Consider the following 15,148-nt stretch of genomic DNA (forward strand, 5'->3'; position numbering starts at 1 on the left):
ATATAAAAAGCTTCCGATACCGGCAATTTAACGGTACCGGAAGTTCTTTTTAACTATCTGGTTATTATCTCTGCTCATGACGGGCATAGTTTGGAAGCAGTAATGGAGATACTTTATCGGTCTCTGCCCCTGCTGCTTTTAACTCTTTCTCATATGCGTAAATATGATCCAGGTTCATTTCCCCAAGCTCTACCTCTTTGCATTTTGCAGCTGCCTTTTTACCGGCATTTCTTCCGAATACGATTACGTCCAGAAGAGAGTTGCCCATCAGTCTGTTTCTTCCATGGATTCCGCCTGCAGCTTCTCCTGCAACCAGAAGGTTCGGGATTTCTTTTGTAAATCCATCTCCATCAATTTCCAGACCACCATTCTGGTAGTGCAGAGTAGGGTAGATTACGATCGGCACTTTTCTCATATCAACGCCATAGTTCATGTACATACGGAACATTGCCGGGATTCTCTTCTCAATAGTTCCCTCTCCTCCAAGGATCTCAATCATCGGAGTATCCAGCCATACACCTTTCAGTCCGCCAGGAACCTCTACGCCACGGCCTTCCTCACACTCACGGATAACACCGGAAGCATTGACGTCACGGGTTTCCAGAGGGTGAATATAGGCTTCTCCGTTTGCATTTACAAGCTGCGCGCCAACGGAACGAACTTTCTCTGTTACCAGTGCGCCAAGGATCTGGGACGGATAAATGGCACCAGTTGGATGGTACTGGATGGAATCCTGATAAAGAAGGGAAGCACCTGCTCTGTAACCAAGTACAAGACCATCTGCGGTTGCGCCGTAGTGGTTAGAGGTAGGGAATCCCTGATAGTGCATTCTTCCTGCTCCGCCGGTTGCAATGACAACTGTTTTTGCTCTTGCGACGGAGTAATCGCCGGTTTCCATGTTAAGAAGAACAGCACCTGCTGTCTGCCCTTTTTCATCTTTCAGAAGCTCCACAGCGGAAGTAAATTCTACTACCGGAATGCCAAGGTTCAGAACCTCGTCACGGATAGTACGCATGATTTCAGATCCGGAATAATCCTTTGCAGCATGCATTCTCTTTCTGGAGGTTCCGCCACCGTGTGTGGTGATCATGGTTCCATCGTCTTCTTTATCGAACTCAACGCCAAGATCGTTCAGCCATTTAATTGCATCCGGAGCTTCCATTACAAGTCTCTTTACCAGCTCTGGCTTTGCAGCAAAATGTCCGCCGCCGAAGCAGTCCAGATAATGCTGTACAGGAGAATCATTTTCTTTGTCAGCTGCCTGGATTCCACCTTCTGCCATCATGGTGTTGGCATCACCGATACGAAGCTTGGTCACGATCATAACGTTGGCACCTGCATTGTGTGCTTCGATGGCACAGGAGGAGCCTGCACCGCCGCCGCCGATTACAAGTACATCTACATCATAATCGATTTTGTTAAGGTCAATTTTTTCATTCAGAAGACGGCTTTCGGAGTGAAGCATTTCTGCCAGCTCCAGCGGTGCCTTCTGTCCTTTGTTTGGTCCTACTTTGATTTCTGCAAATGCATCCGGGTTATAGTCTGGATGGAATTTCTTAAGAAGAGCATCTTTCTCATCAGCGCTCAGACGTCTTGGCTCTGTTGCCATACGCTGTGCTCTTGTAGCCTCTACCTTTTTGATGGATTCCATCATATTTTCTGGATATGGTGCGTACATGTTTTTATGCCCTCCTTATTTCTCAATTTCTCTGTTGTTATAAAGTTCTTCCATGTCTGTGATCGGTTTCTGCATGATCTGCTCGATCAGATCATCGTATTTGCCTTCATGGATCTCTTCTACACGTTTTTCAAGATGCTCACTCTTAGGAGCAATGTATTTTCCTGTGAGACGTCTTGCAAGAAGACCTACCATCGGGTGAGAGATACCTGCCGGACATCTTACGGAACAGCATCCGCAGCTTACGCAGTCAAAGGATTCTTCTGCACATTTCTCAAGCTCGCCTCTCTGTGCATATGCGATGTACTGCATTACATTTAAGCCCTGGGTACATGCTTTTGTACATGCGTTACAGCCGATACAGCTGTAAATTTCCGGGTAGAGCTCCATCATGACCTGCTGGTTTGGCTGAAGGTCTTCGATGTTGTAGAGTCTCTTGTCTGTAGGGAAAAACGGGATGCTTGCTACATACATGCCTTCCTGTACCTGCGTCTGACAGGCAAGACAGGTTTTCAGTTCGTTGTCGCCTTTGATTCTGTAGATTGTGGCGCAGGCGCCGCAGAAGCCGTGACGGCAGCCGCAGCCGCGTTTTAAAGTGTATCCGGCGTATTCCATGGCCGTCATAATGGTCAGGTCAGCTGGTACGGTGTATTTTTTACCGAAGAAATATACGTTTACCATATTTTCCATGTTGTGGGGTCCTTTCTTCTACTTATTCAACCCGTACGACTTGTGAAATGGGTATCCCGCACGTGCCCGTCGCAACGCTCTGCTGAACTAATCGCTAACTGCGACTAAGGAGTTCAGGAGAGCCTTCACTCCTAAGTCTTCGTAAGCGCTGGATTTCAGCGCCGCTAAAACCGCTCCTGAAATGGGCATCTTAGCGAGATACCCATTCCCCAAGTCTGTGTACTGGCAATAACTGATTCATTTATTCGAAAGTTTCTTAAGATTAAAAAGTTTAGTACTCGTCAGGTAATTGATCGATCTCGTCCATTCTAAAAACCGGACCATCTTTACATACGTACTTAGATCCGATATTACAACGTCCGCATTTACCAATACCGCACTTCATACGAAGCTCCAGTGTTGTATAAACCTGAGTTCTTGTAAATCCAAGCTCCTCAAGGCCCTGAAGTACGAATTTGATCATGATCGGCGGTCCACAGACTAATGCGACTTTGTTGGTATCAAAGCCGATTTCTTTTAAATAAGTCGGTACGAAACCTACATGTCCGTCCCAGCCTTCCTGCTCACGGTCGATGGTCAGGTAGACGTTTACGTCTTTTGCATTCATCCACACTTCCTGGATCTCTTTTAATTTTACAAGATCATCTGCGGAACGGGAACCGTAGAGAATATCTACAGTGCCATAGTCATCGCGATTGTCAAGAACGTAGTTGATTACGGAACGAAGTGGTGCAAGACCGATACCACCGGCAATAAACAGAAGATTTTTGCCTTTCAGCTTATCCTCTACCGGAAAATGGTTACCATATGGTCCACGTACTGTGATCTCATCTCCCACCTGAAGGCTGTGAAGATAAGAGGTCAGCTCACCACATTTCTTAATACTGAATTCCTGATACTCTTTATTTGTAGGAGAGGAAGTAATGGAAAACATACCTTCGCTTACACCTGGGGCGCAGACCATAGCGCACTGGCCTGGCATATGCTCAAAAAGCTTTCCTCCATCCGGTGCTGTTACACAGAATGTTTTTACATCCGGAGTCTCCTCGTGAATATCTGTGATCACGCCAACCTGCGGGATCAGAGTATCCAGAGTATAATTTTTATGACAGGTACACTCGCTCATTACTTTTCACCTCCATGCTTTTCAAAAGCCTTGATCACCTTCACAATATTTAAAGATGACGGACATTTTTCCACGCAGCGGCCACAGCCTACACAGGAGTACATACCGTTGTTATTAGCAGGGAAATATACAAGCTTGTGCATAAATCTCTGACGGAATCTCTGCAGCTGGCTGGTACGGTTATTTCCGTGAGCCATCATTGTGAAATCGGAATACATACAGGAATCCCAGCAACGGTAACGCTTTACACCGTGTCCTGTGTCGTAATCCTTGATGTCATAGCACTGGCAGGTCGGACATACAAAGGTACAGGTTCCGCATGCCAGGCATGGTTTATATAAAGTCTCCCAGACAGGAGAATTAAACTTCGCATCTGTAGCATTTCCATCCCATCCTTCCAGGGAAAGATGTGTATATGGAAGCTTTTCTACAATGTTATGGATTGCTTCTTTTTCAGCATCCACTTTTGCCTGATCGCCGTCAGCCGGGGTAAGAAGTTCTTTTACAGCTTCTGTAAGAGCCTCTCCTTTTTCCGTAAGGGCTTTCCAGTAAAGGCTTCCCTCCACCATCCAGGCTGCTACATCGGCAATTCCTTTTCCATCGGCGTCTGCTTCCGGATCTGCTGCATCTGTTCCAAAAACCTTACAGAAACAGGATTCCTCCGGCTCATGACAAGCCAGGGCAACGATAGTTCCATGGTCTCTTCTTGCTGCATAGAAAGTATCAACAGGATCAGCAAGAAAAACCTTATCCAGAACTGCAACCCCTTTTACATCGCAGGCCTTCATGCCAAATACAACGAACGGACGGCTTCTCAGCTCTTCCGGCTCTACGGTCAGCTTCTTTCCATCACGAACACAGGTGTAAAGTGTTTCGCTCTGTGGGAAAAAGGCATCTTTGCCGGATTTTACGGTTTTCAATGTCTCAAGGTCTGCCTCTTCTCCTTCATTCCAAAGGCCGAAGTTGGTCTGTCCTGCCTTTTTGATCGGAAGGATCAGATCCTGGCTTTCTGCGATTTTCCGGAATAATGCTTCCAGATTTTCTTTTTCAATCTTATACATACATTATCCCCTTTCTGCCACTACACCTGGCTCTACATCATCAAATGTAAAGCTGGTCAGCGGGCCTTTTGACTCAGCATCTGCTCCTGCCTGATATTCGCCGTAGAAGGTATCAATATCCTTGATGAACTTACGGTTAAACAGATGAAGCGGAATCCCCTGCGGGCAGACACGGCTGCACTCACCGCAGTCTGTACATCTTCCTGCAACGTGGAATGCACGGATAATGTGGAACATTTTTTCTTCAAAGGAATCCACATTTGCCTTCTGCGCACTGTCAAACTTGTTGCTGTCGAATACACATTTACGACAGCTGCAGGCTGGACATGCATTGCGGCAGGCATTGCAGCGGATACATTTGCTCAGCTCCTTCTGGAAAAATGCGAAGCGCTCTTCCGGGCTCATCTTCTCAATTTTCTCCACCTCTGCAAAACGGTCTGCATCCTTTGTATCCTTGGATTCGCCGATGATCTCGTCGTAGATCATGTGCTCTTTTCCTTTGCATACATGGCAGCGCTCCAGCATTGCATCCTTGTAAGCGACTGTTTTGTCACCATAGATTGTGGAAATGTTAAGTTTTTCACAATCATCGGTAAGCTCAGCGCCGGAAATGCTCTGGATTCCCTTGATGCCCATTTTACGAAGCTTCTCCACATCCAGCTTGCCTTTACAGCCAACACCGATAATGTAGGCTTTTTCACGGTCTACACGGTGCTCCTTGATCAGCTGGTTGAAGCTGTAGGTATCACAAGGCTTCAGACAGACAAGGGTTTTTCCCTCTAATTTGGAAGCCTCGATCATCATTTTACTTAAGTTCTGTCCGCAGAAACCATTATAGACAAATTCGTCCAGGCTTTCTGCAGTTTCGAAATATGCTGCTTCCGGATTGTAAGGCAGGTCTCCGGCTTTCCAGCCAAGAACACGTACTACGGTTCCATCAGCCAGCAGTTCTTTTGCACGAGCGATCAGTTCCTGCATCTTAAATCCTCCAATCTGACGTTTTTACCCAGAGAATGGATTTTTTCCACAAATTCATTCATGGTCTGGGAGAATTTTACACCTTCTGCTGCAGATACCCACTCAACACGGGTACGGCCATTTTCCACACCGATGAAGTCCAGCATGGAGAAAAGAAGTGTCATACGTCTTCTCGCATAATAGTTTCCGGTTGTGTAGTGGCAGTCTCCCGGATGGCAGCCGCACATAATCACACCGTCAGCACCTTTTTCAAAGGCACGGAGGATAAACATTGGATTTACACGGCAGGAGCATGGTACACGGATGATCTTTACATCAGCCGGATAAGAAAGACGGCTGCTTCCTGCAAGGTCTGCACCTGCGTAGCTGCACCAGTTACAGCAGAATGCCACGATCTTCGGTCTGAATTCTTCTTTTGCTTCTATCGACATATTGCATCTACCTCCGCTAAAATCTGTCTGTTGGAGAATCCCTGGAGATCCATTGCTCCGGACGGGCAGGTTACGGTACATGCACCACAGCCCTGGCAAAGAGCATTGTTTACAACAGCAATTCTTCTTGTCTCACGGATTCCGTGGTCATTTACCTGTTTTTCCTCATAGGAAATCGCACCATACGGACACACATTTGCACACTGGGAGCATCCGTTGCAAAGAAGCTCGTCAGAATGTGCGGTACATGGGTTGGTGGTCAGCTTGTCTTTTGCAAGAAGGCCGATTGCCTTTACTGCTGCTGCGCCAGCCTGTGCAACTGTCTCCGGAATATCCTTTGGTCCCTGGCAGACACCGGAAAGGAAAATACCAGCTGTAGGGGACTCTACCGGACGAAGCTTTGCATGTGCTTCTGTGAGGAAGTTGTTGGTATCAATACTTGCGGTAAGCATAGTTGCAATTTTTCTTACATCCTTGTTTGGCTCGATGGCAGCTGCAAGAACTACCATATCAGCCTCCATAAGAATCTGTTTATTTTCAAGCAGGTCAGAAGCCTGAACCATAAGAGTTCCATCTGGCTGTGGGATTACCTTTCCAACCTGGCCTTTTACATAATTTACACCGTAATCTTCAACAGCTCTTCTGTAGAACTCATCGAAGTTTTTACCGGGAGTACGAACGTCAATGTAGAAAACAGTTACATTTGTATCCGGGTATTTGTCACGGATCAGCATTGCATGTTTTGCAGTGTACATACAGCAGATCTTGGAACAGTAGCTCTTTCCTCTGTCGTCAGAGCAACGGCTTCCCACACACTGTACAAATACAATGTTTTTCGGAGCTTTTCCATCGGAAAGTCTCTCAAGATGACCCTTTGTAGGTCCTGCTGCATTCATGATACGCTCAAGCTCAAGAGAGGTGATAACGTCCTTACTCTGGCTGTAAGCGTACTCATCATATTTATCCAGCGGAATCACGTCAAAACCGGTTGCAACCACGATTGCACCGTATTTCTGTGTAACGATCTCATCCTTCTGCTCATAATCAATTGCACCTGCGGCACAAACCTTGGAGCAGACACCGCATTTTCCGGTTTTAAATTTGGTACAATGCTCGCGGTCGATTACCGGAACATTTGGGATAGCCTGAGCGAACGGAATGTAGATAGCACTTCTGTTGTTCAGACCGCGGTTAAATTCGTTTGGATTTTTCTTGGACGGACATTTCTCAGAACAAACGCCGCATCCGGTACATTTGCTCATATCCACGCTTCTTGCTTTCTTGCGGATATCAACGGTGAAGTCACCTACAAAGCCGCTTACCTTCTCAACTTCACTGTATGTATAGATGTTGATTTTCTCATGTGCTGCTGCCTCTACCATTTTCGGTGTAAGGATACACGCGGAGCAGTCCAGAGTTGGGAAGGTTTTGTCCAGCTGGGACATTCTTCCACCAATACTTGGAAGCTTCTCTACAATATCAACCTCATAACCAGCCTCTGCAATGTCAAGGGCTGACTGGATTCCGGCAATACCTCCGCCGATTACAAGAGCTCGTTTGGTTACAAGGCTCTCGCCTGGCTGAAGAGGAGCATCCAGATTTACTTTTGCGATTGCGGCTCTTGCAAGGATCACTGCCTTTAAGGTAGCCTCTTCCATATCCTTGTGGATCCAGGAGCAATGCTCACGGATATTGGCAATCTCTACCATATATGGGTTTAATCCCGCTTTCTGTGCTGCCTTTCTAAAGGTAGCCTCATGCATACGCGGGGAACAGGAACAGACTACGATTCCTGTCAGATTTTTTTCATGGATGGCGTTAATGATCTTGGCCTGTCCTGCTTCGGAGCACATGTACTGATAATCTTCCGCATGAACAACGCCTGGCTCTTTTGCTGCCATCTCTACTACTTTTTTTACATCAACTGTGGCTGCAATATTGGTACCACAATGACATACGAATACACCTATTCTCTGCACCTGTTTTTCACCTCCTGTATCTTCTGAATGCACTTACCAGCAGCTGCTGCGGTGTGTCTTCATCAAGCAGCTCCGGAATTTCGTCTGCGGTCAGATAGTTCTGTTCGCGCTCGCGGACAACCAGCTGTCTGGCTGCGTCGATCAGTTTTCCCGGTTTAACATCTCTTGGACAGCGTTCTACACATGCAAAGCAGGAGAGGCATTTCCATAAGGATTTTGACTGTGCAAGAGCTTCAATGTCGCCGTTCTGTACATAAGTTACAAACTGGTGAGGCTTGATATCCATCTCGTTAAATGCAGGACAGGTTGCGGAGCATTTTCCGCATTTCATACATTTCAGGGGATTTACTCCGGAAATTTCTTTGATTCGCTCTGCTGCATTCTGAGTATTTCCATATGTATAAGCCATTACTTCGCCACCTCCTCTTTTACTCCGAGAGCTTCTGCAAGAAGTTCTGTAAAATAGTAAACAGGAAGATCGCCGGTTCCGTTCTTTTTCAGGTTATACATGCAAAGTGGACAGGCTGTGATCAGCATATCTGCTTCAAAGCCCTTTGCACTGTCCATGATCTTTTCACACATATTCTGTGCCATTTCTTTTTCTTTTAGGGAAATGTAGCCGCCGCAGCACTCATTGCGGTATGGGTATACCACAGGTTCTGCGCCAAGGGCACGGATGAAGTCTTCCATAATGGTTGGATTCTCCGGATTATCAAATGACATGATCTTTCCTGGTCTTAAAAGAAGGCAGCCATAATATGCACCGATTTTTTTGCCGGTTAAAGGATTTACCACTTTCTTTTTGATCTCATCAAATCCAACTTCATCACGGAGTACTTCCAGATAATGAAGGACATTTGTCTCTCCTTCATATGGAGTATCCAGTTTCAGATAATTATTTGCTCTGGTGCGGATGTCGTCCACGTTTTTCATGTCGTCGTTCACACGTTTGAGCACATGATGACAGGCTGAACAGACTGTGATCAGATCCTGTTCTTTTTCTTTTGCGTCATTTAAAGCCCGGACGGAAGAAAGTTTGGTGGCAATCTCATCGCTGCCAAGAGGATATACGCCGCCGCAGCACTGCCAGTCTTCTATCTCTTCCATTTCGAAGCCCAGTGCTTTTGCAGAAGCTCTGGCATAGGCATCCAGATCTTTTGCCTTATTCTTCAGGGTACATCCTGGATAATAACTGTACTTCATGCTTCTTGTTCCTTTCTTGTCACTGTTCACTAAATGTGCTTTTCTAAATTCACATATGTAAACAGCAGCTATTTGGGTTGCTTTCGCAAAGTGGAACCCGACTTACCGCTTTCCGCGATAGAAGCCGGGGATGTCTTTGCTGGTATAGTTGAATGTAATGCTTCGATTCTGCACTTGAAATTATTTTTTTCTTTACAAAATGCACTCTACAAAGCTAAGGTGAAAAATTACTGTTTCTTCCGTTCACATCTGTCTGCTTCGCGGAATAATATCTGGGAACAATAACTTTTAAAGCTCAATCTGTGCGATTACTTCCTTCAGGGCATCGGCACTCTTCTTCAGCAATGCAATTTCCTCTTTATTCATACGCATCTGAACTTTTCCCTGTGTTCCATTTGGTCCTACAAGAGTAAGGGTACTCAGGCACACATCTTCAATCCCATACTCACCGTGAAGCATGGAGGATACAGTTGCAAGGGAATCGGAAGCTGCCAGGATCAGACCTACCAGCTGGCAAACGGTAGCAGATACTGCGTAGAAGGTTGCACCTTTCTTTGCAATAACTTTTCCGCCGGATTTCTGTACATATTCCAGCATGGCTTCTTTATCCAGAGGTTTCACATCCTTGCCGTGAGCTTTCATTTCTTCATAATACTCATCTGTGCTGAGACCGGAAATGTAAGCGCCTGTCCATGGAATGAAGGAGGTGTCTCCGTGCTCGCCAAAAACATAAGCGTGGATATTTCCCTGGGCTACTTTGAAGTGCTCGGAAAGTCCATAGCGAAGTCTTGCTGTATCAAGAATAGTTCCGGATCCCATGATCTGATTCTCCGGAAGACCGGAAATCTTGGTAAATACATAGGTCATAATATCTACCGGGTTGCTTACGATAATATACTTTGCGTCTGGAGCTTCTTTTACGATCTGAGGAGTGATGCTCTTCAGAATGTTTACGTTTGTCTGAGTAAGCTCAATTCGTGTCTGTCCTGGTTTACGGGCGATTCCGGAAGTAATGATCACGATGTCTGAATCTTTGGCATCTGCGTAATCTCCGGCCACCAGAGATACAGGGCTTCTAAAGCAGGTTCCCTGCTCAATGTCCATAACCTCTCCTTCAACCTTCTCCTTGTTGATGTCGATCAGAACAATCTCGGAAGCGATCTCATCGTGTGCCAGTGTGTAAGCGATAGTGGAGCCAACGCTTCCAGCTCCGATAATGGTAATTTTGCTGCTCATAAAAAACTCCTTTCATGGGGTTGTGGGATTGTGTCAACTTTTCCCTCTGTTTTGTTACTTTTCCGTGGGATTGGTTGGTTTTCCCTGTGTGATGTCCTTTGTTTCTTGTTTATTTTTTAACAATCACAGTTAGAAAAAAAGCGGGTAAAAACTTTATTTTCTGCCTTGTGACATGGCCTAAACCAGAAACACAGAGAATTTTCTTCCTGTTTTCCTGGTTCAAGTCATGTCACTATGTGTTTCTTGACAAACAATTCTCAACAAAAGGACTTTTCCCTCTTCGTCTCCGCATAAAATATTGGTTTTCTCCGCTCTCATTAAGATACCACAATGACAATCTTTTAACAACTATTTTTTTTAATTTTTATCATTATTTTGGGGCTTCTACATATTGCATAAATATAGGGGCTCTGTTTTGTATGATTTTATGTAGATTACTTCTGTAAATCCCATTGTCCCCAGATTGGCGTCTCCCTTTTTCAGATATGCATTAATTTCCTTATTATTTACAATTTTCTGGTACTTCAAGTAGATCAGTTCTCCTTTTTAGCTTTTTTCTCAAGATAATTATAAGGAAAAAAAGCAGCTTGTTGTCTCGGACATGTAAAATTTTGTTTAAATTTGAGAAGAAGAAAGCATCTGTCAGTTACGATTCGACAGATGCTTTTTTCTAAAACATGTTTAAAAAATCATGGATCTCACCAATGCTTTTTCTTGCCCGAATCAGTAGGCGTACAGCTTCACAATATTCTTCAGATTCTCCACGGCATAATCCATTCCTTCAACGGTAATGTGTTCGCATGGTCCGTGGAAGGCATAACCGCCGGTTCCAAGGTTCGGACAAGGCAGTCCCATGAAGGAAAGTCTTGCGCCATCTGTGCCGCCGCGGATTGCAACTGTCTCAGGATTCAGTCCGGACTGCTGCACAGCCTTCTTCGCATTATCGATCAGATGCATACAGGGCTCAATCATCTCTTTCATATTACGATACTGCTCTTTCATAGTAAGCGTCACAGTACCTTCACCATATTTTTCATTGAGAAGTTTGGCAATATGCCACATCATCTCCTGGCGGCAGGCAAACATGGCACTGTCATGGTCGCGGATGATATAGTCAAGGCTTGCCGTGGATACATCTCCGCTCATTTCGCAGAGATGGAAAAATCCCTCATACTCTTCTGTATTGGCCGGAGTATCTCCTGCTGGAAGCATGTTGTTAAACTCCATGGCAACCAGCGCTGCATTGATCATGGTATTCTTACTGCTGCCTGGATGTACGGAAAAGCCTTTGATCTTTACCTTTGCACCTGCGGCATTGAAGTTCTCGTATTCAATCTCATTCTCAGCGCCGCCGTCTACGGTGTAGGCAAAATCAGCCCCAAAGCCTTCTACATCGAAGAAGTCTGCACCACAGCCGACCTCCTCATCCGGGGTAAAACCGATGCAGATTTTTCCATGAGGAATGTTCTCAGTGATAATCTGCTCTGCCATAGTCATGATTTCTGCTACACCAGCCTTGTCATCAGCCCCAAGAAGCGTAGTTCCATCTGTAGTGATCAAGGTTCTGCCTTTTAAAGAGGAAAGGTGTGGGAAATCTTTCAAAGTAAGGGCATATTCGCTCTCTCCCAGTTTCACATCTCCACCGTCATAATTCGGGATGATCTGAGGATTTACGTTCTCTCCTGAGAAATCAGGTGCCGTGTCCATATGTGCAATAAAACCAATGGCCGGCTTATCCTCAAGTCCTTCTGTTGCCGGGATTATACCATAAACATAGCACTTGTCATCAATGCGCACAGCCTGAACTCCTATCTTTTTCAGTTCCTCTGCCAACTGGTTTCCCAGGTCAAACTGGCGGCTGGTGGATGGCACGTTCTCCTGCTCATCCTCGCTTGTGGTATATACTTTCACATAATTTAATAAACGTTCGTATGCACGCATTTTTGCTTTTCTCCTTCTCATGTATTCTTTATTTTCAAGCAGCTCGGCTAAATAATTTTACAGCTCTTCCAGTTTCTCCAGTTCCCCGCCAAATGAAGTATCCATACATTCTTCAAAAGACGCTTCCTTCTTCATCTTCTCCAGTGCCACTCCCGCCTTCTTTACAGTCTGCACCGTTCCGGCACCTGCTATGCAGCCGCCAGGACACGCCATGCCTTCCAGCAGATATCCGTTGTATTTCCCTGCTTTGGCTGCCATCAGCATCTTTTTACACTCCTGAAGTCCGTTAGCACTGACTACCTTCACCTCGCGATCCGGATCCATACGCTTTACAGCTTTCACAACTGCGGCTGCCACACCGCCGCTAACAGCAAAGCCACGACCGTCACTACTGGCCTGGGTAAGAGGCTCTTCCTCCGGAAGGCTGGCAAAATCAACATCCTTGGCATCAAACATGCCTTTCACCTCTTCAAAGGTGAGAACGAAGTCCACATAGCTTCGAACCGACTTACGGCTTGCCTCCAGCTTCTTGGCTGCACATGGTCCTACAAACACGATCTTGCAGTCTGGCTCTTCCTGCTTCAGAAGTCTGGCAGTCAGTACCATGGGAGTAAGCGCCATGGAAATGCAGTTGGCAAGCTGTGGAACCGTCTTTTTTGCCATAACAGACCATGCCGGGCAACAGGAGGTTCCCATAAACGGAATTTTCTCCGGCACTTCCTTCATGAAGTCCTTAGCCTCCTCAATGGTGCAAAGATCTGCACCCACAGCCACTTCCTTAATATCCGTAAATCCAAGCGCCTTAAAAGCTCCCCGAAGCTGGGTATTCTTCAATTCCGGTTCAAACTGACCTGCCACAGCCGGCGCTACAATGGCATAAACTGGTGTATCACTTTTTAATGCCATAATGGTCTGATAAATCTGTCCCTTATCTACAATGGCACTGAACGGACAGCTTACCAGGCACATTCCACAGGAAACACACTTGTCATAGTCGATCTCTGCTCTGCCATACTCGTCTGAATGGATGGCATTCATTCCACAGGCCTTGGCACACGGACGCTCCTGCTTGATAATGGCATTATATGGACAGGATTCCAGACACTTTCCACATTTGATGCATTTCTCCTGATCGATCACAGACCGCCCGTTTTCCATGTGGATAGCCTGCTTGGGACAGACCTCCTGACAAGGATGTTCCAGACAGCCCTGGCAGCCCTCTGTGACAATCACACGCTTCTCCGGACAGGAGTTGCAGGCGAATTTAATAATATTGATAAGGGGCGGCTCATAATATTTCTCTTCGATCAAGCTGGCTTCTACGCCCTTGGAAATTGGCGCATGCTCGGAAATGTTTCGAAGAGGCAGTCCCATTGCCACACGCAGTCTCTCTCCTACGATAGCTCTCTCCAGAAAAATACTGTCACGATATGTTGCAATCTCTCCTGGAAGAATTTTGTACGGAAGATCATCCATCTCTTTCTCAATGTCGCCCTCATAGGCAAGCCGGGCAATTTCAGTAAAAATCTGGTGTCTGATTTTTGTCTTTGATGAGTATAGTCCTCTCATTCTTTTTCTCCTTATGCTGTAGTATTTTGCACCAGCCAGATTTTACCGCAATCAATCTAACTGTCTTTATAAAGTTTTCTTTCTCCGCTTTTTTAAATAGTTGATATAAATTCATCAAGTATTTATTATACCACCTATCATACAAAAAAATTATAATTTAAGCAAATCTTTTTCCAATTTCTTTTCCTGGAGCATGTATGAAAAAGGCTTTCTTTTAGTGTGTTGAAAGTTGTTCAAATGTGTCCCTCCTGAAGAACTTTTCACCCTCCCAACACATTAAATAAGAAATGCACGCAAAAAAAGACACTGTACAGATTTCTCCACACAATGTCTTTCTTCAAAATTTTCACATAAAATAGTATTTCATCCACCTATCTGGCAATCCAGATCACAGACGGAATGCACTGCTTTTTTTAAAAGTTCCATATGCTCCGGTTCTGGAGGAAGTATCTCCGGCAGCTTGTATTCTCTTCCAAGCCAGTCGTACTTATCCTGTCCCAGACGGTGATATGGAAGAAGGTGAATCTTCTTCACACCTGGCAATGTAGATGCAAAGGAAGCAATAGACTTGATTTCCTCCACACTGTCATTGAACGTTGGAACAACAGGTACACGAATCACCAGATTGGTCTGGCCAGAAAGAGCTACCTTTCTGGCGTTCTCCAGAGCCAGTCCATTGGGCTTGCCTGTAAACTGCTTATGCTTCTCCTGATTGGTATGCTTGATATCCATCAGGTAAGTATCCAGATAAGGCAGTACCATCTCTATATTTTTCCAGGGAACACAAGCCATACTCTCGATAGCTGTATTAATTCCACGCTCTTTCGCTGCGCGAAGAAGGTCACGGGCAAATTCCGGCTGACAGAGACATTCGCCGCCGGAAAGTGTCATTCCGCCGCCGGAACGGTAGTAGTATGGGCGATCCTTCTCTACCAGTTCGATCATCTCGCGGACCGTTACGTCTCGTCCCATGGTCTTCACACCGTCTGGAGTTTTCATTGTCTGGATCTTATATTCCTGGGATTCCGGATTGCAGCACCACTGACATCTGAGCACACAGCCTTTCAAAAACACAATGGTACGGATTCCAGGACCGTCATGGATGGAATAGCGCTGGACGTCGAAAATACGTCCTGTAGTGTCTAAATATTCCATAGATTTCTCCATTATACGGAAGTGCCAGCAGACTTCTCTTAACGAAGCCACCAGCAATTCCATTTATATTTTTCGCAGAAAGTTCCCATTCACAGCCACAC

14 protein-coding genes are annotated in these 15,148 nt (G+C 45.6%); all 14 read right to left on the bottom strand.

Annotated features, from left to right (window positions below; all coding sequences use genetic code 11):
• Window positions 1–64 precede the first annotated feature (64 nt).
• Window positions 65–1,678, bottom strand: a complete 1,614-nt coding sequence (locus AB5642_RS03240; protein WP_118578144.1) for an FAD-dependent oxidoreductase — start codon at window positions 1,676–1,678, stop codon at window positions 65–67.
• Window positions 1,679–1,693: 15 nt separating this feature from the next.
• Complete coding sequence (locus AB5642_RS03245; protein ID WP_118578143.1) at window positions 1,694–2,368, bottom strand: 2Fe-2S iron-sulfur cluster-binding protein; 675 nt, start codon at window positions 2,366–2,368, stop codon at window positions 1,694–1,696.
• A gap of 271 nt (window positions 2,369–2,639) precedes the next feature.
• Window positions 2,640–3,494 (bottom strand): FAD/NAD(P)-binding protein, encoded by an 855-nt coding sequence (locus tag AB5642_RS03250; RefSeq protein ID WP_021924662.1) that lies wholly within the window; start codon window positions 3,492–3,494, stop codon window positions 2,640–2,642.
• Window positions 3,494–4,555, bottom strand: coding sequence for a 4Fe-4S dicluster domain-containing protein (locus AB5642_RS03255; protein ID WP_173716026.1), 1,062 nt, complete (start codon window positions 4,553–4,555; stop codon window positions 3,494–3,496). Before AB5642_RS03255 ends, AB5642_RS03250 begins: the two co-directional genes overlap by 1 nt.
• Before the next feature lie 3 nt (window positions 4,556–4,558).
• On the bottom strand, window positions 4,559–5,533 hold the full coding sequence (locus AB5642_RS03260) for a 4Fe-4S dicluster domain-containing protein (RefSeq protein ID WP_368371454.1): 975 nt from the start codon (window positions 5,531–5,533) through the stop codon (window positions 4,559–4,561).
• Window positions 5,521–5,964 (bottom strand): hydrogenase iron-sulfur subunit, encoded by a 444-nt coding sequence (locus tag AB5642_RS03265; RefSeq protein WP_118578139.1) that lies wholly within the window; start codon window positions 5,962–5,964, stop codon window positions 5,521–5,523. The genes AB5642_RS03260 and AB5642_RS03265 overlap by 13 nt, the downstream gene beginning before the upstream one ends.
• On the bottom strand, window positions 5,955–7,943 hold the full coding sequence (locus tag AB5642_RS03270; RefSeq protein ID WP_118578138.1) for a CoB--CoM heterodisulfide reductase iron-sulfur subunit A family protein: 1,989 nt from the start codon (window positions 7,941–7,943) through the stop codon (window positions 5,955–5,957). Before AB5642_RS03270 ends, AB5642_RS03265 begins: the two co-directional genes overlap by 10 nt.
• Before the next feature lie 7 nt (window positions 7,944–7,950).
• Window positions 7,951–8,352, bottom strand: a complete 402-nt coding sequence (locus tag AB5642_RS03275) for a 4Fe-4S dicluster domain-containing protein (protein ID WP_173716025.1) — start codon at window positions 8,350–8,352, stop codon at window positions 7,951–7,953.
• The gene (locus tag AB5642_RS03280; RefSeq protein WP_173716024.1) at window positions 8,352–9,146 is read right to left on the bottom strand and encodes a CoB--CoM heterodisulfide reductase iron-sulfur subunit B family protein; all 795 of its coding nucleotides are present in this window, start codon (window positions 9,144–9,146) and stop codon (window positions 8,352–8,354) included. Before AB5642_RS03280 ends, AB5642_RS03275 begins: the two co-directional genes overlap by 1 nt.
• Window positions 9,147–9,434: 288 nt before the next feature.
• Window positions 9,435–10,382, bottom strand: a complete 948-nt coding sequence (locus AB5642_RS03285; protein ID WP_118578135.1) for an L-lactate dehydrogenase — start codon at window positions 10,380–10,382, stop codon at window positions 9,435–9,437.
• A 384-nt stretch (window positions 10,383–10,766) separates the two neighbouring features.
• A complete protein-coding gene (locus AB5642_RS03290) occupies window positions 10,767–10,910 on the bottom strand; it encodes a hypothetical protein (protein WP_173716023.1) in 144 nt (47 codons plus the stop codon).
• 195 nt (window positions 10,911–11,105) lie between these two features.
• On the bottom strand, window positions 11,106–12,323 hold the full coding sequence (gene pepT / locus AB5642_RS03295) for a peptidase T (RefSeq protein ID WP_173716022.1): 1,218 nt from the start codon (window positions 12,321–12,323) through the stop codon (window positions 11,106–11,108).
• Window positions 12,324–12,380: 57 nt separating this feature from the next.
• The gene (locus tag AB5642_RS03300; protein ID WP_148461086.1) at window positions 12,381–13,892 is read right to left on the bottom strand and encodes a 4Fe-4S dicluster domain-containing protein; all 1,512 of its coding nucleotides are present in this window, start codon (window positions 13,890–13,892) and stop codon (window positions 12,381–12,383) included.
• Window positions 13,893–14,255: 363 nt separating this feature from the next.
• On the bottom strand, window positions 14,256–15,047 hold the full coding sequence (locus AB5642_RS03305; protein WP_173716021.1) for a glycyl-radical enzyme activating protein: 792 nt from the start codon (window positions 15,045–15,047) through the stop codon (window positions 14,256–14,258).
• Between the last annotated feature and the right edge of the window lie 101 nt (window positions 15,048–15,148).

The sequence above is a fragment of the Ruminococcus sp. 1001136sp1_2201st1_G3_2201SCRN_220225 genome (assembly GCF_040924365.1).
Classification (GTDB): domain Bacteria; phylum Bacillota; class Clostridia; order Lachnospirales; family Lachnospiraceae; genus Blautia_A; species Blautia_A faecis.

Excerpts from the sequence above, each read along its gene's own strand:
- AB5642_RS03240 (WP_118578144.1), bottom strand. The coding sequence starts at position 1,678 with ATGTACGCACCATATCCAGAAAATATGATGGAATCCATCAAAAAGGTA.
- AB5642_RS03305 (WP_173716021.1), bottom strand. The coding sequence starts at position 15,047 with ATGGAATATTTAGACACTACAGGACGTATTTTCGACGTCCAGCGCTAT.
- AB5642_RS03255 (WP_173716026.1), bottom strand. The coding sequence starts at position 4,555 with ATGTATAAGATTGAAAAAGAAAATCTGGAAGCATTATTCCGGAAAATC.
- AB5642_RS03260 (WP_368371454.1), bottom strand. The coding sequence starts at position 5,533 with ATGCAGGAACTGATCGCTCGTGCAAAAGAACTGCTGGCTGATGGAACC.
- AB5642_RS03245 (WP_118578143.1), bottom strand. The coding sequence starts at position 2,368 with ATGGAAAATATGGTAAACGTATATTTCTTCGGTAAAAAATACACCGTA.
- AB5642_RS03250 (WP_021924662.1), bottom strand. The coding sequence starts at position 3,494 with ATGAGCGAGTGTACCTGTCATAAAAATTATACTCTGGATACTCTGATC.
- AB5642_RS03285 (WP_118578135.1), bottom strand. The coding sequence starts at position 10,382 with ATGAGCAGCAAAATTACCATTATCGGAGCTGGAAGCGTTGGCTCCACT.
- AB5642_RS03275 (WP_173716025.1), bottom strand. The coding sequence starts at position 8,352 with ATGGCTTATACATATGGAAATACTCAGAATGCAGCAGAGCGAATCAAA.
- AB5642_RS03280 (WP_173716024.1), bottom strand. The coding sequence starts at position 9,146 with ATGAAGTACAGTTATTATCCAGGATGTACCCTGAAGAATAAGGCAAAA.
- AB5642_RS03300 (WP_148461086.1), bottom strand. The coding sequence starts at position 13,892 with ATGAGAGGACTATACTCATCAAAGACAAAAATCAGACACCAGATTTTT.
- pepT (WP_173716022.1), bottom strand. The coding sequence starts at position 12,323 with ATGCGTGCATACGAACGTTTATTAAATTATGTGAAAGTATATACCACA.
- AB5642_RS03265 (WP_118578139.1), bottom strand. The coding sequence starts at position 5,964 with ATGTCGATAGAAGCAAAAGAAGAATTCAGACCGAAGATCGTGGCATTC.